The sequence below is a fragment of the Microbacterium sp. Mcb102 genome (assembly GCF_024519805.1).
Classification (GTDB): domain Bacteria; phylum Actinomycetota; class Actinomycetes; order Actinomycetales; family Microbacteriaceae; genus Microbacterium.
Window position 1 is genome coordinate 999,513 of the sequence record NZ_JALJRG010000001.1, and the last position, 20,595, is coordinate 1,020,107.

Consider the following 20,595-nt stretch of genomic DNA (forward strand, 5'->3'; position numbering starts at 1 on the left):
CTCGATTATCCTCCGTACGGGAGAATGGACGGGTGACCGAACCGCTCTTCACCATTCCGCTGTGGGCGGACCTGCTCGGCGTCGGCCTCGGCGGGGTCCAGGGAGCGATGTTCGCTTCGGGGTTCCAGGGTCAGCGGCGCCTCGACTGGCTCGGCGTCGCGATCATCGGCATCATGATCGGGATGGGCGGCGGTCTGATCCGCGACATCCTGCTCGGGCAGACGCCGGCGACGCTGCAGAACCAGTGGTATCTCGTCACGGCGGCCGGGGCGGCACTCCTGGGCATGCTGCTCGCCGGTCTGTTCACCCGCCTGAACACCGCGATCGTGGTGCTCGACGCGGTGGTCATCGGGATGTTCGGTGCGTTCGGGACGAGCAAAGCTCTCGCCTTCGGCATCCCCGAGGTGCCGGCCGTGTTCATCGGCGTGTGCGCGGCCGTGGGCGGCAGCGTGCTCCGCGACATGCTCATGGGGCTGCCGACCGCGATCATGCACGTCGGGTCGCTCTACGCCGTCGCGGCCGGCGCCGGGTGCACGTTCATCGTCATCGCCGTCGCGCTCGGGATGCCCATCACGATCGCCGCCGTCGCCGGCATCGCCGTGACGACCGTCATCCGCATCCTCGCCGTCACGTTCGACGTCTCCTTGCCCGAGCAGCGCCGGATCTACCGCCGCAAGGTGGCCGCCGAGACGGGCGCCATCGCGATCGTCAAGCCCAGCGCCGACATCTGAGCCTCGATCTCAGGATCCCGGGTGCTCGCCGATGATCGCACGGAGGCCGTCGATCACCCTCGCCAGACCGAATTCCCACGCGACTGCGGCATCGTAGGGCGTCCCCAGGGACTCGCCCGCGGCCTGACCGACCGATTGCGCGAGCGGGTAGTCCTCCCCCAGGTAGGTAGCGAGACGCGGGCCCGCCTCCGCCCAAAATGCGCCGAACTGCTCCTTCTCGGCGCTCTCCCGCATCCTCATCGCCGCGGCGTGGACGAAGTCCAGGAGGAAGGACAGTGCCGCGTCGCGTTCGATGTCGCCCAGCCCCGTGTCATCGAACGCATGCAGCTCGCGGTCGTACTTGGCGATCGTGCCGGGCCCGAGCGCGGCACGCTGGTCCGCGATGTCGAGCACCCAGGGATGCCCTCGCAGCAGGGCGAGGTTGTCCTCGGCAACCGCGCGCACTCGCGCGGGCCAGCCGACTTCCTCGACCGAGCGAACCCGCATCCGAGAGTGCATCACGTCGACCATCAGGACGAGCAGGTCCGCACGGCTGTTCACGTGCGTGTAGATCGACATCGGCGGCAGCTGGAGTGACTGCGCGAGGGCGCGGATCGTCACGGCGTCCAGATCGGCGTGATCGGCGAGCTCGATCGCCCGCGAGATAACCTCCGCCGTCGAATGTCGGGCCCGAGGTCCACGACGACCGCCCGCGGCCGCCGACGATTCGTCCCGCCAGAGGAGATCCACCAGATTCTTGGCCATGTCGGAATAATCCTCTCACGGGATCTCTTAACCATGTACGTTGTACGTAGTTTAGACAGGAGACACCGTGAACATCGCTCAGACCGCCATCTCTCTCAACGTCGACGACGTCGCCGCGTCAGCCGCGTTCGCGAAAACCCACTTCGGATTCGAGGAGGCGATGTCCGCCGAGGGATTCGTCTCGCTGCAGCACCCGGACGCACCCAACCTCATCTTCCTGGAGACCGGCCTGGGAAGCTTCCGACCCCAGGAGATCGCCGGCTCCGCGGGTCAGGGCACCCTGCTCGTGTTCGTCGTGGAGGACATCGATGCGGAGTTCGCCCGCATCGACGCGGCGGGTGCGCGCGTCATCACTCCCCCGGAGACCGAGCCGTGGGGCGAGCGCTATTGCCAGTTCGCCGATCCGAACGGGATCATCTGGCAGCTCGTCCAGTGGGTCTGAACAGGGAATGACGAACGCCCCCTCGGTCGTCACCGAGGGGGCGTTCCTGCGCGGACTGTCAGACCGCCGCGAGCTCCTGCTGCCGCGTGCGGATCGAGCGGTTGACACCCGAGACGATCGCCTTGAGAGATGCCGTCGAGATGTCGCCGTCGATGCCGACGCCCCACAGGCGCTGGTCGCCGACCTGCAGCTCGACGTAGGCCGCGGCCTGGGCGTCACCGCCGGCGCTGAGAGCGTGCTCGACGTAGTCGTACACCGTGATGTCGAAGCCCTGACCACGCAGCACCTCGACGAATGCCGCCACCGGGCCGTTGCCGTTGCCCGACACCGAGACCTGCTCGTCGTCGTCGCGCAGCACCACGTCGAGCACCACGTCACCGGACATGTCGCTGCGAGTCTGCGTCGCGAGCAGCTCGAACCGTCCCCACTTGGCCGCGGAGTCGTCGGCGGGCAGGTACTCGTCGTTGAAGATCGACCAGATCTGGTCGGACGTGACCTCGCCGCCCTCGGCATCCGTCTTGGCCTGCACGACGCCGGAGAATTCGATCTGGAGCTTGCGCGGCAGATCGATCGCGTGATCCGACTTCAGCAGGTACGCGACGCCGCCCTTGCCGGACTGCGAGTTCACCCGGATGACCGCCTCGTATGAGCGGCCCAGGTCCTTCGGGTCGACCGGCAGGTACGGCACCGCCCACTCGATCTCGTCGACCGTGACGCCCTCGGCGCTCGCCCGGGCCTCCATCGCTTCGAAGCCCTTCTTGATCGCATCCTGGTGCGACCCGCTGAACGCAGTGAAGACCAGGTCGCCCGCCCACGGGCTGCGCTCCGGCACGGGCAGCTGGTTGCAGTACTCGACCGTGCGCTTGACCTGGTCGATGTCGCTGAAGTCGATCTGCGGGTCGATGCCCTGCGTGAACAGGTTGATGCCCAGGGCCACGATGTCGACGTTGCCCGTGCGCTCGCCGTTGCCGAACAGGCAGCCCTCGATGCGGTCGGCTCCGGCCATGTAGCCGAGCTCGGCGGCGGCGATCGCGGTACCGCGGTCGTTGTGCGGATGCAACGACAGGATGATGTTCTCTCGGTGGTTGAGGTTCCGGCTCATCCACTCGATCGAGTCGGCGTAGACGTTGGGAGAGGCCATCTCGACGGTGGCCGGCAGGTTGATGATCACCTTGCGGTCAGGAGTCGGCTCGAAGACCTCGATCACCTGGTTGCAGATGTCGACCGCGAACTCGAGCTCTGTGCCCGTGTAGCTCTCGGGCGAGTACTCGTAGTAGACCTTCGTGTCCGGGATCGTCTTCTCGAACTTGCGGCACAGGCGCGCACCCTCGAGCGCGATGTCGATGATGCCCTGCTTGTCGGTGCGGAACACGACCTCGCTCTGCAGCACGCTCGTGGAGTTGTACAGGTGCACGATGGCCTGCTTGGCGCCCGCGATCGACTCATACGTGCGCTCGATCAGGTGCTCGCGCGCCTGGGTCAGCACCTGGATGGTGACGTCGTCGGGGATCAGGTTCTCTTCGATGAGCTGGCGGACGAAGTCGAAGTCCGTCTGGCTCGCCGACGGGAAGCCGACCTCGATCTCCTTGTAGCCCATGCTGACGAGCAGTTCGAACATCACGCGCTTGCGCTCGGGGGACATCGGGTCGATGAGTGCCTGGTTGCCGTCGCGAAGGTCGACGGCGCACCACCGCGGCGCCTCGGTGATCCGAGCATCCGGCCAGGTACGGTCAGGCAGGTGGACGTTGATCTGCTCGTGGAACGGCCGGTACTTGTGGATCGGCATCGCGGACGGGCGCTGAGTGTTCTGCATGATGGGGCTTCTTCTCTTCGTCAAGATGAACGGGCCAACACAAGCGCCGCGACGAGGAAGGCCCTAGCTTTAGGACTCGTCGCGGCAGCTAAGAAGAAGCAGACCGCCGAAAGGCATGTGGTCATGCTAGCAGGGATGGCCCGGCGGTTTCGACGCGTGTGAGACGATCACGCGGCCGGTGACACTCCCCGATATGAGCACATCGCAGCGTCGCCTGATCCTCGCCGTGGCATCGGCCGTCGGACTCCTCGCTTTGACCGCCTGCACCGCGGGACCGGGCGGTTCCGCGGCGCCGACGAGCACGACCGTCCCGTCGGACCAGCGCCTCGAGAACGCACATCCTGAGCCTCCGGAGGGGCGGGTCATCGGGGTGGGCACCGTGCTGGACGACGCAGGCGACGTGGCGTTGTGCATGGGGGCGATCATGGAGTCCTACCCGCCCCAGTGCAGCGGGGTGGCGCTGGACGACTGGACCTGGGACGGCGTCGACGGCAGCGAGACCAGCGGCGACGCGACCTGGGGCGCGTACGCCGTGTATGCCACGTACGACGGCGAGCGGCTCACCCGGACCGACCCGCCGATCATGCTCGCGCTGTACGACACGGTCGCTCCGGAGGATCCGACCGGCGGCGTCGAGGGCTCGACGGCCGAAGACGAGTTGACGCGGGTGCAGGACGACATTTCCGCGCGTCTCGGGACCGATGCCCTCATGGTCGGGACGGATCGAGGCTACGTCTGGCTGCACGTCGTGTGGGATGACGGCACTCTCCAGGATGCGGTGGATGCCGAATACGGCGACGACGTGGTGGTCGTGACCTCCGCCCTGCGCGAGATCGACTGACCTACGGGATCAGGGCGAGTTTCCCGCCAGGGTGGCCGGTCGCCAACACACGATGGGCCTGACGCGCCTCGTCGAGCGGAAAGGTCCGGGCGACGGGCACCACGAGGTCGCCGTTCTGCGCGAGGGCGATCAGCTCGCTGCGCACCTCATCGCGGAACCGGGCACTGGCGGGCATCGAGCCGGCGATCGCCTGGATCCCCTCGGCCTCGGCGCGCCCCAGGGCGGCGATGGTGACGATGCGACGGCGATCCGCGACCAGCTCGAGTGACACGTCGACGGCCTCGTCGGTGCCGACGGCATCGAGCGCTGCGGCCACCGGTCCGGCCGAGACCTCACGGACCCGGTCGGCGAGCCCCAGGCCGTATCGGACGGGCTCTCCCCCGAATCGCCGGACCTCGTCGAACCGGTCGGTGCTCGCGGTGCCGATGACACGGATGCCGCGGAGCCGAGCCTGCTGCAGGACGCTCACGCCGACCGCGCCCGAGGCACCGTGGAGGAGGACGGTCTCCCCCGGCGCCGCCCCGGTGACCGCGAGCATCTCCGCGGCCGTGGTGCCGACGAGAAGCAGGTTCGCCGCCTCCGGATGCGTGAGCGTGGACGGCTTCGCGAAGACCTTCTCCGCGGGGACCGTGACCGCTGTCGCGTAACCGCCGCGCACCCGGAAAGCGATCACCTCGTCGCCGATCGCCGCTGCACCGGAGCCGATCCGAGTGTCCGGACCGACCGCGCTGAGCACACCGGACACCTCGTACCCGATCGGAACGGGGAACTCCAGGCCCGACCCGCCGGACGCGACATGCTTCGCGTCGGCGGGGTTCACGCCGGACGCGTGCACTCGGATGGTGACCTCACCGTGCCCGGGTGCCGCCAGTCGCTCCTCGACGAACTCCCACGAATCCGGTCCACCGGGCGCGGTCGCCACCCAGTGCTGCGCCAGCGGCCGTTCCTCGGATGACATCGACTGCGACACGGTTCAGAGGAGGCAGCGGAGGTTGGTGACCGTGCCGGAGACGTTGCTCCAGCTCCCGGCGGCCACGGTCTTCAGGACGGTCGACCCGTTGCGCACCTGGACGGAGCCGGAGCCGCGGGCGTTGGCGACGGACTTGACCGCGAAGCTCGACGGGATCGTATGCACCGCGCACGTGCCGAACGTCAGGGATGCTCCGCCGAGCGAAGTGTTGCTGTAGGCGCAGATCCTGCCGGTGGTGCAGCTCCCGACCGACCACGATGACAAGCCCGAGGCTGCGGGCACGGTGAGCTCCATGTCGAGCTTGGGCCACACCGCGTGCCGCCCGTCGATGACGACACCGCCCGGCACCTCATCGAGCACCGCCGCCACCAGGGGGTCGACCTCACGGTCGTCGTCGACGGCGGCCATGGCGGGGGCCGCCCCCAGCGTCATGACGAGCCCGAGCAGAGCAGCGGCCAGAACCGTGGTGCGTTTCATCGAACGGTCTCCTCATCGAGATCCCACATCTGATACGAGATGATCGCGCCGGCGGGGAACACGTCATCGGCTTTCAGGACCGTGCGTTCGACGCCCACGATCCGCCCCGTGTCGCGCGACACCAGTACCAGGTCGCTCACGGCGCCGTCCGGGGACTGGACACGTACACCGGTCACGGCGCGCCCCAGGCGATCGGTCGTGTTGCCCAGTGCTTCGCCACCACCGGCCTCCTCGAGCAGGAGCAGGAGTTGCGCGTGCTGCGCGTCGGTCAGCGTCCACTGGTCCAGAACAGAGGTGAGCGCCAGCTCGACGTCGTACGCGGTGGGATCTGCCGGCATGCCGAACGCCTTGAGCATCGCCACCATGTCGTCCCGCGTCTCACCGGGCACCGTCGTCCAGGGGGTCTCGAAATCCCCCGGCTCCATCACCAGATCGGTGACGACCTTCCCGCTGCTCGAAACCTCGGCGGCGTTGCTGGCCACCGCGTCAGAGGGATCGTACGGCACTCCGGCGATGATGGTCATCCGCCCGGAGCCGTCCGGTTCCCACACGAGTGTGGAGAGCTGTGGCACGACAGTCGTGGTCTTCGCGTCGACATCGACTTGGAAGCCCCAGGAGGCCGTCCTGACGGTTCGCATCGGCACCGTCGGCCCCGGTGTCTCGGCAAGAGCCGTCTCCGCGTCGTCGACGATCTGAGCGACAGTGCTCGACCCACTGAACTCGAGCGGTGCGGGAGTGCCTGCCACGGCGGCGCCCTGCGGAGAGAGCACCCCGATCACCAGGGCGGTGGAAGCGGCGACGGCCGTGATCCCACCCGCCCAGCCGAGCGTCCGCACCCGACGGCGCTTCGGTGCGACATCGCGTCGGAGGATGCGGTCCCGGGTCGCGAGAGCACGGGCGTCGGGCGGTGCGTCACGTGGCGTCGGTGCAGGGTCGGCGTCGATCAGCATCCGCTCGAGCACGGCGTTGTCAGTCATCACCCGTCATCAGCCCCTCCAGGCCCAGCTCATCACGCAGACGACCCTGCGCGACGCCCAGCGTCTTCCGCACTCGGGACTCAGAAGCGCGCAGCAATTCCGCGATCTCCCCCACCGCGAGTCCATCCCAGTACGTGAGCATGATGATACGCCGTTGTACCGGAGTGAGGACACCCAAAGCTCGGATGACTACCAGGCGGGCCGTCAGCCCCGGCTGTTCGTCGGCGCCGGACACTCCGCTGTGCACGGCGTCGACGGCGCCGTTCGGCATCGACGACGGACGGGAACGAGAGCGCAGACGCCGATCGGCGGCACGGAGCAACCAGACCCGACCGGGCGGTCGAGCCGGCCTCAACCGGGACCAGGCATGCAGGAACACCTCGGAGACGATCTCTGTGACTTCCGCCTCGTCGCCGACCACTCCCTCGATGTGGTGTCGTACCGCCGCCCAGTGAGCGTCGAAAACTTGCGTGAAGACCTCGTTCCGCAGCGGATTCGGGTCATCGCTGCGGAAGTTCATGTCTCCGGGGTCGGCGGCCTTCCCGCCGCCATCGACGTGTGACCGGGCCTCATGTCAGAAGCCGAGCCTGCCGAGCTGCTTCGGATCGCGCTGCCATTCCTTCGCCACCTTGACATGCAGGCCCAGGAACACCCGGGTGCCGATCAGCGCCTCGATGCCGACGCGGGCTCGCGCCCCGACCTCGCTGAGCCGCTTGCCCTTGTGCCCGATGATGATCGCCTTCTGGCTGTCGCGCTCGACGACGATCGAGGCGTGCACGTCGGTGAGATCGGTGCCTTCACGCGGCGCGATGTCGTCGATCACGACCGCGATCGAGTGCGGAAGCTCGTCGCGGACGCCCTCGAGAGCCGCCTCGCGGATCATCTCGGCGATGCGGTCCTCCTGCGACTCGTCGGTCGTGATGCCTTCCGGATACAGGGCGGGTCCCTTCGGCATCAGCAGGAGGATCTCGTCGGACAGGACCTCGAGCTGGTCCCTCGTCAACGCCGAGAGCGGGATGACCGCGGACCAGTCCTCGCGCAATGCATCGACCTCCAGCAGACGCTCGGTGATCTCGTCGCGCGCCGCGACATCGGTCTTCGTCACGATCGCGATCTTCTTGGCACGCGGATAGCCGTCGAGCGACGCGGCGATGCGGCGATCACCCGGGCCGACCTTCTCATTCGCCGGCACGCAGAACCCGATGACGTCGACGTCGCCGAGCACCTGCTCCACCAGGTCGTTCAGCCGTTCACCGAGCAGTGTCCGCGGCTTGTGGATTCCGGGGGTGTCGACGATGACGAGCTGCCCCTCCGGACGATTCACGATGCCGCGGATCGCTCGACGTGTGGTCTGCGGCTTCTCGCTGGTGATGGCGATCTTCTCGCCGACGAGTGCGTTCGTCAGCGTCGACTTGCCGACGTTGGGGCGGCCGACGAAGGTCACGAACCCGCTTCGGGTGTCGTCAGTCATCGTGTCGATCTCCTTCATCCTGCGAAGCGTCAGGGTCCCCTGCCGCACGTTCCACGAACACCGTCGCGATCCCGCGACCTCGGCCACGAGAGGCTCCTCCGGTGAGGACCAGGCCCTCCACCGTCGCCGTCGCCCCGGGTTGCGGGACCTGTCCCAGCGCCTTGCCGAGCAGACCGCCGATCGAGTCGACGTCCTCGTCCTCGAGTTCGAGACCGAAGAGGTCGCCCACGTCCTCCAGGGAGAGACGGGCACTCACGCGGTAGCGTCCGTGACCGAGATCGACGAACTCTGCGGATACCTGATCGTACTCGTCGGAGATCTCGCCGACGAGTTCCTCGATCAGGTCCTCGAGGGTCACGAGGCCGGAGATGCCGCCGTGCTCGTCGATCACGAGGCACACGTGCACGGCGTCGCGCTTCATCTGCTGCAGGAGCGTCTCGGCGCGCATCGACTCGGGCACGAAGGTCGCCGGTCGCGCGATCGGCCGGATGGATGCGGCGCGCCAGGCGCTGTCGTCGCGATACGCGAACTGCACGAGGTCCTTGAGGTACAGCACACCCACCACGTCGTCCGCGTCGTCGTCCACGACGGGCATCCGGGAGACGCCGCGGTTCAGGAACAGTGACATCGCCTCGTCCGTCGTGGCGGTGGCATCGACGGTCACCATCTCCGTGCGCGGCACCATGACGGCACGGACGAACTGGTCCGTGAAGTCGAACACGGAGTGGATGAGGTCGCGGTCGTCCTCCTCGATCAGATCGTTCGAGGCGGCCTCATCGACCATGCTGAGCAGCTGGTCCTCGCTGGCGAAGGAGCTGCGGCCCGTGCCGGGTGTGACCTTGTTGCCCAGCACGACGAGCCCCTGCGCGAGCGGTCCGAGAAAGATGCGGAGCCCTCGGACGATCGAGGCCGTACCGCGGATCATTCCCTCGGCGTGCTGGCGACCGAACGACCGCGGGCTCGCGCCGACGAGCACGAAGGTGATCGCCGTCATCAGCAGAGCGGCGGCGAGCATCGCCCACCAGTTGTTGTCGATGAGCATGGTGAAGGCGACCGTCACCAGCACCGCAGCGGTCACCTCGGCGAGCACGCGGATGAACGCGACCGCGTTCACGTGCGCGTCGAGATCGGCGGCGATCCGTCCCAGCGCCTTGGCCCGGCGTCCCTCGGTCGCCATGTCGGCGAGATTGGCGCGGGAAGCGACACCGTAGGCGGCGTCGATCGCCGCCATGAGACCGCCGAACGCCACCAGCAGGACGGCGGCGATGAGAAGGAGGGCGGCCGTCATCGGCGGCGTTCAGCCGCGGCGAAGCCCTGGATCAGTTCCTTCTGCAGTCCGAACATCTCACGCTCCTCGTCGGGCTCGGCGTGATCGAATCCGAGAAGGTGCAGAAGGCCGTGGGTGGTGAGCAGGATCAGCTCGTCCATCAGGGTGTGACGCGCGGCCTGAGCCTGTGCCTCGGCCACCTGCGGGCACAGCACGATGTCGCCGAGGAGACCGGGAGCGGTGGGGCGGTCCTCCGTGCCCGGACGCAGTTCGTCCATCGGGAAGCTGAGCACGTCGGTGGGGCCGGGCTCGTCCATCCACTGCACGTGGAGTGCCTCCATGGCGCCCTCGTCGACGAGGACGATCGCCACCTCGGCGTCCGGGCTGACGTGCAGCTGCGCCAGGTTGTAGTCCGTGAGTCGCTGCAGCACGGTCTCGTCGACGTCGATGGCCGACTCGTTGTTGATCTCGATCATGAGAGTCCTCGTTTCGGCATGCGGTCACGTGGTCCGGGACGCTGCGCTCCCCTGCGGTCGGCGCGATTGGCGAACTCCGCCGCCTGCTCGCGCTCGAAGCGCTGCGCCGTGCGCTTCTCGTCGTACTCGCTGTACGCGTCGACGATGCGTCCGACCAGCGAGTGACGGACGACGTCGTCGCTGGTGAGCCGCGAGAAGTGGATGTCGTCGATGCCGTCGAGCACGCGCGTGACCAGACGCAGTCCGGAGGAGCCCTGCGGGAGGTCGACCTGGGTGATGTCGCCCGTCACGACCATGCGCGTGCCGAAGCCGAGGCGCGTGAGGAACATCTTCATCTGCTCGGGTGTGGTGTTCTGCGCCTCGTCGAGCACGACGAACGAATCGTTCAGGGTACGCCCGCGCATGTACGCCAGAGGGGCGACCTCGATGGTTCCGGTGGCCATCAGGCGCGGCACGATCTCGGGGTCCATCATCTCGTTGAGCGCGTCGTACAGGGGGCGGAGGTACGGATCGATCTTGTCGGTCAGCGTGCCGGGAAGGAACCCGAGTCGCTCCCCCGCCTCGACGGCGGGACGGGTGAGGATGATGCGCGTGACTTCCTTGCGCTGCAACGCCTGGACGGCCTTCGCCATCGCCAGGTAGGTCTTGCCCGTGCCGGCAGGGCCGATGCCGAAGACGATCGTGTTCTCCTCGATCGCGTCGACGTACTCCTTCTGCCCGAGAGTCTTGGGACGGATCACCTTGCCGCGAGTGGTCAGGATCGCCTCGCCCAGCACCTCACTCGGACGGGGACCCCCCTCTTGGCGCAGCATGCGGGCCGAGCTGGAGACGTCGCTCGGAGCCAGGTCATGGCCGGCTCTGGTCATGGCGAGCAGCTCTTCGACCAGCGCCTTGGCTTTCGCGACCGCATCCACGTCGCCGCCGAGAGTGATCTCGTTGCCGCGCACGAGCACCTGGACGTCAGGGTGCTCCTTCTCGAGCATCCGCAGCAGGCGGTCCTGCGGGCCGAGGAGCTGCACCATGGCGACGCCATCGGCATAGATCTTCTCGACGGCCTCGGGCGGTCGACCGCCCAGGCTGCGTTCCTGCGGTTCGTTGTTGTCAGGCACCGACGCTCTTCTCGGTCAATCCCCCGGCCAGCACATGGGCATGGACGTGGAAAACGGTCTGTCCGGCGTTCGTGCCGGTGTTGAAGACGAGGCGGAAGTCGCCGTCGTCGGTGTGCTCGGCGGCCAGCTTCCCGGCGAACGCCACCATCTCCGCCAGCAGGGACGGATCCCCTGCGGCGAGCTCGGTGACATCGCGGTACTCCGCGGTCTTCGGCACCACGAGAAGATGCACCGGTGCCTGCGGGGCGATGTCACGCAGTGCGAACAGGCGGTCGGTCTCGCCGAGGATCTCGGCAGGGATCTCCCCGTTCAGAATGCGCGTGAAGATCGAGGGTTCCGTCATGCGATCAAGTCTACTGATCGCCGCGTCCCCAGCGGCCTGACGCCGTGGGCGGCCGGAACGCAGCTCACCAGCGGCCGAGCGCGACCGACAGCACGGCGATCGCCGCCGGGCCCGCCGTCGACGTCCGCAGCACCGTGTCACCCAGGAGCACTCTTTCGGCGCCCGCAGCTGTCAGCCGGTCGAGTTCTTCCTCGGCGATCCCGCCTTCCGGCCCCACGACCAGCACCAGATCGCGACCGTCGGCCGTGATCTCGGAGAGACGCACGGAAGCCGTGGGGTCGAGGAGCAGCACGCGCTGCGAGGTCGACCGCTCGGCGAGCTGCGTCGTCGAGACCGGTGCGGTGACCTCGGGCAGCCAGGCCCGATGGGCCTGCTTCGCGGCCTCGCGCACGATGGTCGCCCATCGCTCGCGCCCCTTGACGGCCTTCGGCCCCTCCCAGCGGGAGACGCTACGGCTCGCCTGCCACGGCACGATCTCGTCGACGCCGAGCTCGCACGCCGCCTGCACGGCCAACTCGTCGCGGTCGCCCTTCGCGAGAGCTTGGACCAGGACGATCCGTGGGCTCGGAGCCGGATGCTCGACGCGGTCGGAGATCCGGACCTCGACCCGGGTCGGGGACACCTCTTCGGCCGCACCCGTCAGCCACACGCCCGCGCCGTCGCCGACCGTGACCGGCTCGCCGACGCGCAGCCGCCGCACGACAGCGGCATGCTTCGCCTCCGCGCCCGTCAGCGACACGAGGTCGCCGACGCCCGCATCCGTCGACGACTCGACCACGAAGTGCAGTGCCATGATCAGTGGCTGCGGAAACGGTCGCGGAGCTTCGAGAAGAGGCCGGGCTGGAACTGCGCGAGCTGCGGATCCGGAGCCTTGGTCTTCTTCGCGAAGTCCTCGATAAGTGCGCGCTGCGCGGAGTCCAGCCGGGTAGGCGTCAGCACCTGCACGCCGACGCGCAGGTCTCCGCGCTGGGTGCCCCGGAGCGGGGTGATGCCCCGCCCCTTGATGGTGAGCACGTCGCCGGACTGCACGCCCGCGCGGATCTCGAGGTCGACCTCGCCGTCGAGCCCCTGGATCGTGGTCTCGGTGCCGAGGATGGCGTCGGTCATCGACACCTCGAGCGTGGCGAGCAGGTCATCGCCCTCACGACTGAAAGCGGGGTGGGCGTTGACCGTGACCTCGACGTACAGGTCGCCGTTCGGGCCGCCCGCCTTGCCGACCTCGCCCGAGCCGGGCAGCTGAAGGCGAAGGCCGGTCTCGACGCCGGCGGGGATGTCGAGCGAGACCGTGCGACGCGAGCGCACGCGGCCCTGGCCTCCGCAGGTGCCGCACGGGAACGGGATGGTGGTGCCGTAGCCCTCGCACGTGCCGCAGGGCTGAGAGGTGACGACGTTGCCGAGCAGGCTGCGCACCTGACGCTGCACGTGTCCGGAGCCGCCGCAGATGTCGCAGGTGACGGGGGACGTACCCTCCTGGCAGCAGGAGCCCTGACACGTCTCGCACAGCACGGCGGTGTCGACGTCGATGTCGCGGTGCGCGCCGAAGACGACGTCACCGAGGTCGAGCGTGACACGCACGAGAGCATCCTGTCCGCGCTCCCGGCGCGATCGGGGTCGTGCCCCGCGTCCGCCGCCCTGGGAGGCGCCGAAGAAGGTCTCGAAGATGTCGCCGAACCCGCCGAATCCGCCGAAGTTGCCGGCAGCGCCGTCTCCTCCGCCCATGTCGTAGCGGCGCCGCGACTCGTCGTCGCTCAGCACGTCGTACGCATGCGTGACGAGCTTGAACTTCTCCGCCGCATCCTCACCGGGATTCACATCCGGGTGCAGCTGTCGCGCGAGACGTCGATACGCCTTCTTGATCTCGTCGGTGGAAGCGTCTCGGGACACCCCGAGAACCTCATAGTGGTCCGCCACAATCGCCTTTCTGCGTGTGTCTTCCGGCGGCCGCCTCAGCGGCCGGCCTCGTCTTCGTCGAGCATCCGCGACAGGTAGCGGGCCACGGCCCGTGCTGCTGCGAGGTTGCTCGGATAATCCATCCGCGTCGGGCCCATCACGCCGACCCGCGCCGTGCCGCTGGGCGCGGCGTAGTTGCTGGCGACGATCGATGCCTCACCGAGGCCGAACGGTGCGTTCTCGGTGCCGATGCTGGCCGCGAGCCCGTGCTCGTCGGTCACCATCTCACTCATCAGCCGCAGCAGGGTCACCTGCTCCTCGATCGCCTCGAGGAGCGGATGGATGCTGCCGCGGAAGTCCTGTTCGCGACGGGCCAGGGTGGCTGCTCCCGCCATCACCAGACGCTCTTGGCGGAAACCGCTGAGCTCGTCCATGACGACGCTCGCGATCGCGCGCAGCACGTGATCCTTCGGCGCGTCCTGAACGGCGAGCAGTGCCTGCAGACGGTCGGAGGCCTCGCCGATGCCGTGACCGGTGATCAAGGCGGCCATGCGCGCGCGCAGCACCGCCATCTCGGCCTCGTCGATGGCCTCCGGCAGCTGGGCCACGCGTTGCGACACGCCGCCGGCGTCCGTCACGAGGACGATCAGGAGACGATTGGGGGCCAACGCCACCAGCTCGACGTGCGTGACGTGAGCACGTGCGAACGAGGGGTACTGCGCGAGCGCCACCTGACCGGTGAGCTGCGTCAGCACCCGCACGGTGCGCACCATCAGGTCGTCGAGGTCGGCGGGCTCGCCGAGGAACGACTCGATCGCCGAGCGCTGCGCGGACGAGAGCGGCCGCAGCTGCGCCAGGTGATTCACGAAGACGCGGTAGCCCTTGTCGGTCGGCACCCGACCGGACGAGGTGTGCGGCGCCGTGATGAGCTCTTCGTCCTCGAGCAGCGCCATGTCGTTGCGGATCGTCGCCGCCGAGACGCCGAAGGAGTGCCGGTCGACGATGGATCGGCTGCCGACGGGTTCGTGGGTCTCGACGTAGTCCTGCACGATCGCGCGGAGAACCTGGAGTCCTCGCTCTGTGACCATCGCCCTTCCCTTCCGCTGGCACTCGGACGTTCAGAGTGCCAATCCTACCCCGTGCAGCTCGGGATTCTCCGTAGCGCGGATGCGCGACCCTAGGATGACGCTCATGACCTCCTCACCTCAGACCACGTTGTCGAGCGGCATCGTCCGCGGCTCCGCGGAGGAGGGGGTGGACCGCTACCTCGCCATCCCCTATGCCGCACCACCGTTCGGCGAGAACAGGTTCCGCACCCCACGGCCGGTACCGGCGTGGGCGGGCATCCGTGAGGCGACGCAGTTCGGCCCCACGGCACCCCAGCTTCCCTACGCCGGCGCGATCGGCGAGCTCCTCGGCTCCGTGCGCATCGACGGTGAGGACATCCTCACGGCCAATGTCTGGGCACCGTCCGGGGCCTCCGCGGCGCCGGTGCTCCTGTGGATCCACGGCGGGGCGCTGGAACGGGGCACCGCTGCTCTGCCCCTCTACGACGGCACGGTCTTCGCGAAAGCGGGGATCGTGTTCGTCTCCATCAATTACCGCCTGGGCTCGGAGGGTTTCTCGGTACTCGAAGGTGCACCGAGAAACCTCGGACTGCGCGACGCCGCTGCGGCGCTGGAGTGGGTGCACCGCGAGATCTCCGCGTTCGGCGGTGATCCCGCGCAGATCACCGCGATGGGAGAATCCGCCGGCGGGGCGATCGTCGCCGGGCTCCTCGCGCGCGACGAATCCCGCGAGCTGATCCATCGGGCGATCATCGAATCCGGACCGTTGGCTGCACAGCCGGCGAAGAAGGCGGGACGGGTGACCGCACGGCTCGCGAAGCACCTCGGAGTCCGGGCGGACCGTGACTCGTTCGCCGCGCTCTCACCCGGTCAGCTGCTCGAGGCGCGGAAAGCCCAGTCCGCAGGCTCGTCCCCGTTGGGCGGAGCTCCCGGCTTCCAGTTCGCGATCGACCCGGAGAGCCTGCCGCGCTCACCGCACGAGGTGCTCGGCGACATCGACACGCCCCTCCTGATCGGCAGCAACACCGACGAGTACCGGTTGTGGTTCCCGCCCGCGGCTCTGGCCGGCATCAGCGAGCTGAAGCTGCAGGCGGCGCGGATCCTCTCCCGCATCCCGCAGCGCGCGGTGCGCGAGTATCGCTCGGCCTTCCCCGGGGCGAGCACCGGCGAGGTGTTCGGGCAGCTCGTCACGGACATGATGCTGCGGGCGCCACTGAGTCGCCTGGCGGCTGCGCGGCCGGAGCGCACGCACGTGTACGAGTTCGCGTGGCAGAGTCCGGTTCGCGATCTGCGGGCCGCGCATGCACTCGAGCTCGGCTTCGTCTTCGATCGGCTCGCGGACGACGAGACGGTGCGCTTGGCGGGCCACGACGCGCCGCAGACGCTTGCGGACGAGATGAACGCGGCCTGGGTGGGATTCGTCACGAACGGCGACCCCGGCTGGCCGGCGTACGGGCCCGGCCGACAGACGCGCATCTTCGACACCACGAGCGCGACGCTTCCGCAGCGCCGGACCGCGGGGATGGACCTGCTCCCGGGCTGAGCCCGCCCGCATCGGCCGATCAGTCGGTGAGCTCGCGCACGACGGCATCGGCGAGGAGCCGACCACGAAGCGTCAGCTGGACACGGCCGCGGATGGCGGCGGCCGGGTCCACGAGCCCGTCGGCGATCAGCCCGGCGACGCTGCGTCGGTTCGCGGCGGGCACCTCGTCGATAGCGATGCCCTCGCGGATGCGGCTCAGCAACAGGATCCGCTCCAGCGTCCGCGACTCGGCGTCCGGCCGTTCCGTGCCTGCGGCGGGCGACTCGGATGCCGCGAGCCGCTGCGCGTACGCCGCCGGATGTTTCACATTCCACCAGCGCAGCCCGGCGACGTGACTGTGCGCTCCGGGGCCGAAGCCCCACCAGTCTCTCCCGCGCCAGTACGCGAGATTGTGCCGCGACCGCTGCTCGGGCGTGCGTGCCCAGTTGCTGACCTCGTACCAGTCGAAGCCCCCCGCCGCGAGACGGGCGTCGGCGAGCTCGTACATGTCGGCCTGCACGTCGTCGTCGGGGGTCGGAACCTCTCCACGGCGGATCTGGCGAGCGAGCTTCGTGCCGTCCTCGATGATCAGCGCGTACGCGGAGATGTGGTCGGACTCCAGCGCGAGCGCCGCGTCGAGCGAGACTTCCCAGTCGGCGAGCGACTCCCCCGGCGCCCCGTAGATCAGATCGACACTGACCGCGAGACCCGCGTCCTTCGCCGCGGCGACCGCGGTGGTCACGTTCTCGGGCCGGTGCGTGCGGTCGAGGGAGGCGAGCACGTGCGGCACGGCCGACTGCATGCCGACCGACATCCGCGTGACGCCGGCAGCGGCCAGCGTGCGCGCGACCGCGGGCGTCACGGTGTCAGGATTCGCCTCCACCGTGACCTCTGCGCCCTCCGCCAGTCCGAAGGCCGAGGTCGCGGCCTCCAGCATCCGGGCGAGATCGCCGGCCGGCAGCAGCGTGGGCGTGCCCCCGCCGAAGAAGACGGTGTCCATCGGCCGCAGCGCCCCCGCGTCGGCCAGCACTCGACGGGCGAGGCCGATCTCGGAGATCAGCGTCGATGCGTAGTCCTCCTGCTTGGCGCCGCGGAGCTCGGTCGACGTGTACGTGTTGAAGTCGCAGTAACCGCAGCGCACCGTGCAGAACGGGATGTGCAGGTAGGCCGAGAACGGCACACTCGCGTCGAAGGGAAGGTCGTCGGGCAGATGTCCGTCTGCCGGCGCAGGGTCTCCCAGAGGAAGCGGTCCCGCCATCACAGGGGGGTCGCGTAGAGCGGGGAGATCGCGCGGAGGTAGCGCGCGAAGAGCTCACGACGACGGCGCTTCACGAGCGCCGGCACGGTGCGGTACAGCAGCGCGTGCGGAGCGTCGAAGGCGCGGACGGTGAACCAGACCTCGTCGTTGTCTTCACGCCAGTCCACGTCGAAGGACTCCTCGCCACGGACGACGGATCCGCCGACGGTGCCGAGGACGAAGCCGATGCGCCGGGTCTCCTCGGTCACCGAGATCACGCGCAGCTCCGCGTCCGCACGCATGCTGCCGACGCGACCGCGCAGATGAAGAGTCATCCCCGCGCCGACGAAGGGCATGCCCTCCGCGTCGTAGCGGGGCTCGACGTCACGCTTGCTCGGCGCGATCGGGTTGCCCTCCGCGTCGAAGCTCACCCCCGCGTAGGCGGGGCCGGGCGCCGGACGCACGTCTTCGACGGAGAGTCCGGCCGCGCGCTGCGCCGTCCACGAGAGCAGCGCTTCACCGGCGGTCTGGAAGCGCTCGCTGCCGCTACCGATCCGCCAGGATTCCTCCGCCGGGATGCTGCGCTCCGGCGGGTACTGCATCAGATCGGGCGCGTGGGTCGCACCCACGGCCGCATAGTCCACCGTGTCGTCTCGGAAAGTCCCGCGCCGCATGAGTTCCAGCCTACTTCCCGTTGCCTGAGCGAACACCCCCACGCGCCGCACGGCGACACATCTTCGGTCAGTGAACCCGCTCAGTCGAGCGTCACTGCGTGCGGGAAGCCGCTGCTTCGGCCTGCACGATCTTCACGTAGCGCGCATGGGTCGCGCGCTGCACCATCCGCAGGGCAGGACCGAGAACACGCCAGAGCGCGGTGGAAGGACAGGAGATGGACCGCGCCGTGAACACACCGCGCTCGTCGATCCGGAACGACTCCTCGCCGTAGATCGGGTGCCCGGGTCGCGTCTCGTAGCCGAAGCCGCTCTCATCGGCCCAGACGATACGCACCGGCTCGACGAAGCGGATGCCGAGCAGGCGCTTCGCGAGCACCCCTTCGAGTCCCGGTTTCGGCTCGTCGGACGGCACCTCGAATCCGGCGCGTCGTTTGAACTCCCACGAGCACACCAACGCCGCGACGGCATCGCGCGCCGCCGGATCGACCACGGTCGAATGCTCGGCGATCCGCATGCCCTCCGGCGCTGTCGCGACAGGATGACGCGTGATTCCCCGCTCGTAGGCCGGTAGCGGCACGTGCTACTTCTTGTCCTTGCCCTCGACGTCGCCCGACAGCGCGGCGATGAACGCCTCCTGGGGGACCTCGACGCGACCGACCATCTTCATGCGCTTCTTGCCCTCCTTCTGCTTCTCGAGGAGCTTGCGCTTGCGGGTGATGTCACCGCCGTAGCACTTGGCGAGCACGTCCTTGCGGATCGCGCGGATCGTCTCTCGGGCGATGATGCGCGCGCCGATCGCGGCCTGGATCGGAACCTCGAACTGCTGGCGAGGGATGAGCTTGCGCAGGCGTTCGGCCATCATCGTGCCGTAGGCGTAGGCCTTGTCTCGGTGGACGATCGAGCTGAACGCGTCGACCTTCTCGCCCTGGAGGAGGATGTCGACCTTGACGAGGTCGGCCTCCTGCTGCCCGGACGGTTCGTAGTCGAGCGACGCGTAGCCCTGCGTCTTGGACTTGAGCTGATCGAAGAAGTCGAACACGATCTCACCGAGCGGCATGTTGTAGCGCAGTTCGACGCGTTCCTCCGAGAAGTACTCCATGCCGAGCAGCGTTCCACGGCGGGACTGGCACAGCTCCATGACGGTGCCGACGTAGTCCTTGGGCAGCAGGATCGCCGCCTTCACCATCGGCTCCGAGACCGAGCCGATGCGCCCATCCGGGTACTCGCTCGGGTTGGTCACGGTGACGGTCTCGCCGGTGTCGCTCGTGAGCACCTCGTAGATCACGCTGGGCGCGGTGGTGATGAGGTCGAGGTCGAACTCTCGCGCGAGACGCTCGGTGATGATCTCCAGGTGCAGGAGACCGAGGAATCCGCAGCGGAAGCCGAAGCCGAGGGCCACCGAGGTCTCCGGTTCGTACACGAGCGAGGCGTCGGAGAGTTTCAGCTTGTCGAGCGCCTCACGCAGCTCCGCGTAGTCGCTGCCGTCGATCGGGTACAGACCCGAGAACACCATGGGCTTGGGGTCCGTGTACCCCGGAAGCGCCTCGGACGCGGGCTTGCGCGACGTCGTGATCGTGTCGCCGACCTTCGACTGACGCACGTCCTTCACACCCGTGATCAGGTAGCCGACCTCGCCCACCCCGAGTCCCTTGGTCGGGGTCGGCTCCGGGCTCGACACACCGACCTCGAGCGCTTCGTGATTCGCTCCGGTCGACATCATCTGGATGCGCTCGCGGGGCGAGAGGCTGCCGTCCACCATGCGCACATAGGTGACCACACCGCGGTAGGCGTCGTAGACCGAGTCGAAGATCATCGCGCGCGCCGGCGCGTCCGCGTCGCCCTTCGGGGCGGGGATCTCCTTGACGAGCCGGTCGAGCAGCTCCTCGACGCCGACGCCGGTCTTGCCCGAGACGCGGAGCACGTCCTCGGGCTTGCCGCCGATGAGGGATGCGAGCTCCTTCGCGTACTTCTCGGGGTCGGCCGCCGGCAGGTCGATCTTGTTGAGCACCGGGATGATGTGGAGGTCGTTCTCCAGCGCAAGGTAGAGGTTCGCCAGCGTCTGGGCCTCGATGCCCTGCGCCGCGTCCACGAGCAGGATCGCACCCTCGCAGGCCGCGAGCGAGCGCGATACCTCGTAGGTGAAGTCGACGTGGCCGGGGGTGTCGATCATGTTCAGGGCGACGGTCTGGCCGTCGAGTTCCCAGGGCATGCGCACGGCCTGGCTCTTGATCGTGATGCCGCGCTCGCGCTCGATGTCCATCCGGTCGAGGTACTGGGCCCGCATGTCGCGATCCGAGACGACACCGGTGATCTGGAGCATCCGGTCGGCGAGGGTGGACTTGCCGTGGTCGATGTGGGCGATGATGCAGAAATTGCGGATCTGCGCAGCCGGCGTCGAGGCAGGCTGAAGAGGTGTGAGAGCGCGTGGGGACATGTCCCCTCGATTCTACGGTCAGGCGGTGTGAATCCCCGATTCGCGCGCTGCTGTGCCGGGGAAAGCACACTGGGCGGCCCCGAAGGGACCGCCCAGTGTGTGGTGCGAAC

22 protein-coding genes are annotated in these 20,595 nt (G+C 68.5%); 4 read left to right on the plus strand and 18 right to left on the minus strand.

The annotated features are described in order from the left end of the window. Nucleotides 1-32 precede the first annotated feature (32 nt). A complete protein-coding gene (locus OC372_RS04840) occupies nt 33-731 on the plus strand; it encodes a trimeric intracellular cation channel family protein (protein ID WP_105710095.1) in 699 nt (232 codons plus the stop codon). Nucleotides 732-740: 9 nt separating this feature from the next. On the opposite strand, the gene OC372_RS04845 is transcribed toward OC372_RS04840, so the two are convergent. After that, on the minus strand, nt 741-1,475 hold the full coding sequence (locus OC372_RS04845) for a TetR/AcrR family transcriptional regulator C-terminal domain-containing protein (protein ID WP_262001067.1): 735 nt from the start codon (nt 1,473-1,475) through the stop codon (nt 741-743). A gap of 67 nt (nt 1,476-1,542) precedes the next feature. Between OC372_RS04845 and OC372_RS04850 the strand changes: the two genes are divergently transcribed. Beyond that, complete coding sequence (locus tag OC372_RS04850) at nt 1,543-1,917, plus strand: VOC family protein (protein ID WP_029261726.1); 375 nt, start codon at nt 1,543-1,545, stop codon at nt 1,915-1,917. A gap of 58 nt (nt 1,918-1,975) precedes the next feature. On the opposite strand, the gene leuA is transcribed toward OC372_RS04850, so the two are convergent. Next, a complete protein-coding gene (leuA, locus tag OC372_RS04855) occupies nt 1,976-3,730 on the minus strand; it encodes a 2-isopropylmalate synthase (RefSeq protein WP_262001068.1) in 1,755 nt (584 codons plus the stop codon). A 193-nt stretch (nt 3,731-3,923) separates the two neighbouring features. On the opposite strand from leuA, the gene OC372_RS04860 reads away from it, so the two are divergent. Next, nucleotides 3,924-4,571, plus strand: coding sequence for a hypothetical protein (locus OC372_RS04860; RefSeq protein WP_262001069.1), 648 nt, complete (start codon nt 3,924-3,926; stop codon nt 4,569-4,571). A 1-nt stretch (nt 4,572) separates the two neighbouring features. On the opposite strand, the gene OC372_RS04865 is transcribed toward OC372_RS04860, so the two are convergent. The 12 genes from OC372_RS04865 to hrcA form a co-directional block, all read right to left on the minus strand. Beyond that, entirely contained in the window at nt 4,573-5,529 is a 957-nt protein-coding gene (locus tag OC372_RS04865) for a zinc-binding alcohol dehydrogenase family protein (RefSeq protein WP_262001070.1), read from the minus strand. Nucleotides 5,530-5,544: 15 nt separating this feature from the next. Continuing rightward, on the minus strand, nt 5,545-6,018 hold the full coding sequence (locus OC372_RS04870; protein ID WP_105710098.1) for a hypothetical protein: 474 nt from the start codon (nt 6,016-6,018) through the stop codon (nt 5,545-5,547). Further along, nucleotides 6,015-6,995: a hypothetical protein gene (locus tag OC372_RS04875; protein WP_262001071.1), complete on the minus strand. Its 981-nt coding sequence runs from the start codon at nt 6,993-6,995 to the stop codon at nt 6,015-6,017. Before OC372_RS04875 ends, OC372_RS04870 begins: the two co-directional genes overlap by 4 nt. Beyond that, on the minus strand, nt 6,988-7,515 hold the full coding sequence (locus tag OC372_RS04880) for an RNA polymerase sigma factor (RefSeq protein WP_262001072.1): 528 nt from the start codon (nt 7,513-7,515) through the stop codon (nt 6,988-6,990). Before OC372_RS04880 ends, OC372_RS04875 begins: the two co-directional genes overlap by 8 nt. 54 nt (nt 7,516-7,569) lie before the next feature. Next, nucleotides 7,570-8,466 carry a GTPase Era gene (gene era / locus OC372_RS04885; protein WP_262001073.1) on the minus strand — a complete coding sequence of 299 codons (897 nt, stop codon included), beginning with the start codon at nt 8,464-8,466 and terminating at the stop codon, nt 7,570-7,572. Beyond that, nucleotides 8,459-9,754, minus strand: a complete 1,296-nt coding sequence (locus tag OC372_RS04890; protein ID WP_029261718.1) for a hemolysin family protein — start codon at nt 9,752-9,754, stop codon at nt 8,459-8,461. Before OC372_RS04890 ends, era begins: the two co-directional genes overlap by 8 nt. Then, the gene (ybeY, locus tag OC372_RS04895) at nt 9,751-10,209 is read right to left on the minus strand and encodes an rRNA maturation RNase YbeY (RefSeq protein WP_029261717.1); all 459 of its coding nucleotides are present in this window, start codon (nt 10,207-10,209) and stop codon (nt 9,751-9,753) included. The genes OC372_RS04890 and ybeY overlap by 4 nt, the downstream gene beginning before the upstream one ends. Continuing rightward, entirely contained in the window at nt 10,206-11,231 is a 1,026-nt protein-coding gene (locus tag OC372_RS04900) for a PhoH family protein (RefSeq protein WP_258134104.1), read from the minus strand. The genes ybeY and OC372_RS04900 overlap by 4 nt, the downstream gene beginning before the upstream one ends. 79 nt (nt 11,232-11,310) lie before the next feature. Next, nucleotides 11,311-11,661, minus strand: a complete 351-nt coding sequence (locus OC372_RS04905; protein ID WP_029261715.1) for an HIT domain-containing protein — start codon at nt 11,659-11,661, stop codon at nt 11,311-11,313. A 64-nt stretch (nt 11,662-11,725) separates the two neighbouring features. After that, entirely contained in the window at nt 11,726-12,454 is a 729-nt protein-coding gene (locus OC372_RS04910) for a 16S rRNA (uracil(1498)-N(3))-methyltransferase (RefSeq protein WP_262001074.1), read from the minus strand. Between the two features lie 2 nt (nt 12,455-12,456). After that, nucleotides 12,457-13,572 carry a molecular chaperone DnaJ gene (dnaJ, locus tag OC372_RS04915; RefSeq protein WP_105710102.1) on the minus strand — a complete coding sequence of 372 codons (1,116 nt, stop codon included), beginning with the start codon at nt 13,570-13,572 and terminating at the stop codon, nt 12,457-12,459. A gap of 35 nt (nt 13,573-13,607) precedes the next feature. Continuing rightward, nucleotides 13,608-14,639, minus strand: coding sequence for a heat-inducible transcriptional repressor HrcA (gene hrcA, locus OC372_RS04920; protein WP_091036953.1), 1,032 nt, complete (start codon nt 14,637-14,639; stop codon nt 13,608-13,610). 103 nt (nt 14,640-14,742) lie between these two features. Here hrcA and OC372_RS04925 point away from each other — a divergent pair, with 103 nt between their 5' ends. Continuing rightward, nucleotides 14,743-16,161: a carboxylesterase/lipase family protein gene (locus OC372_RS04925; RefSeq protein ID WP_262001075.1), complete on the plus strand. Its 1,419-nt coding sequence runs from the start codon at nt 14,743-14,745 to the stop codon at nt 16,159-16,161. 19 nt (nt 16,162-16,180) lie between these two features. Here the strand turns inward: OC372_RS04925 and hemW are convergent, their stop codons facing one another. From hemW to lepA, 4 genes are all read right to left on the minus strand, one after another. Next, complete coding sequence (hemW, locus tag OC372_RS04930; RefSeq protein WP_262001076.1) at nt 16,181-17,398, minus strand: radical SAM family heme chaperone HemW; 1,218 nt, start codon at nt 17,396-17,398, stop codon at nt 16,181-16,183. Further along, the gene (locus OC372_RS04935; protein WP_029261708.1) at nt 17,398-18,051 is read right to left on the minus strand and encodes a DUF1990 family protein; all 654 of its coding nucleotides are present in this window, start codon (nt 18,049-18,051) and stop codon (nt 17,398-17,400) included. Before OC372_RS04935 ends, hemW begins: the two co-directional genes overlap by 1 nt. A gap of 91 nt (nt 18,052-18,142) precedes the next feature. Continuing rightward, complete coding sequence (locus OC372_RS04940; protein ID WP_262001077.1) at nt 18,143-18,628, minus strand: DUF1990 domain-containing protein; 486 nt, start codon at nt 18,626-18,628, stop codon at nt 18,143-18,145. A gap of 3 nt (nt 18,629-18,631) precedes the next feature. Beyond that, entirely contained in the window at nt 18,632-20,485 is a 1,854-nt protein-coding gene (gene lepA / locus OC372_RS04945) for a translation elongation factor 4 (RefSeq protein WP_029261706.1), read from the minus strand. Nucleotides 20,486-20,595 lie beyond the last annotated feature (110 nt).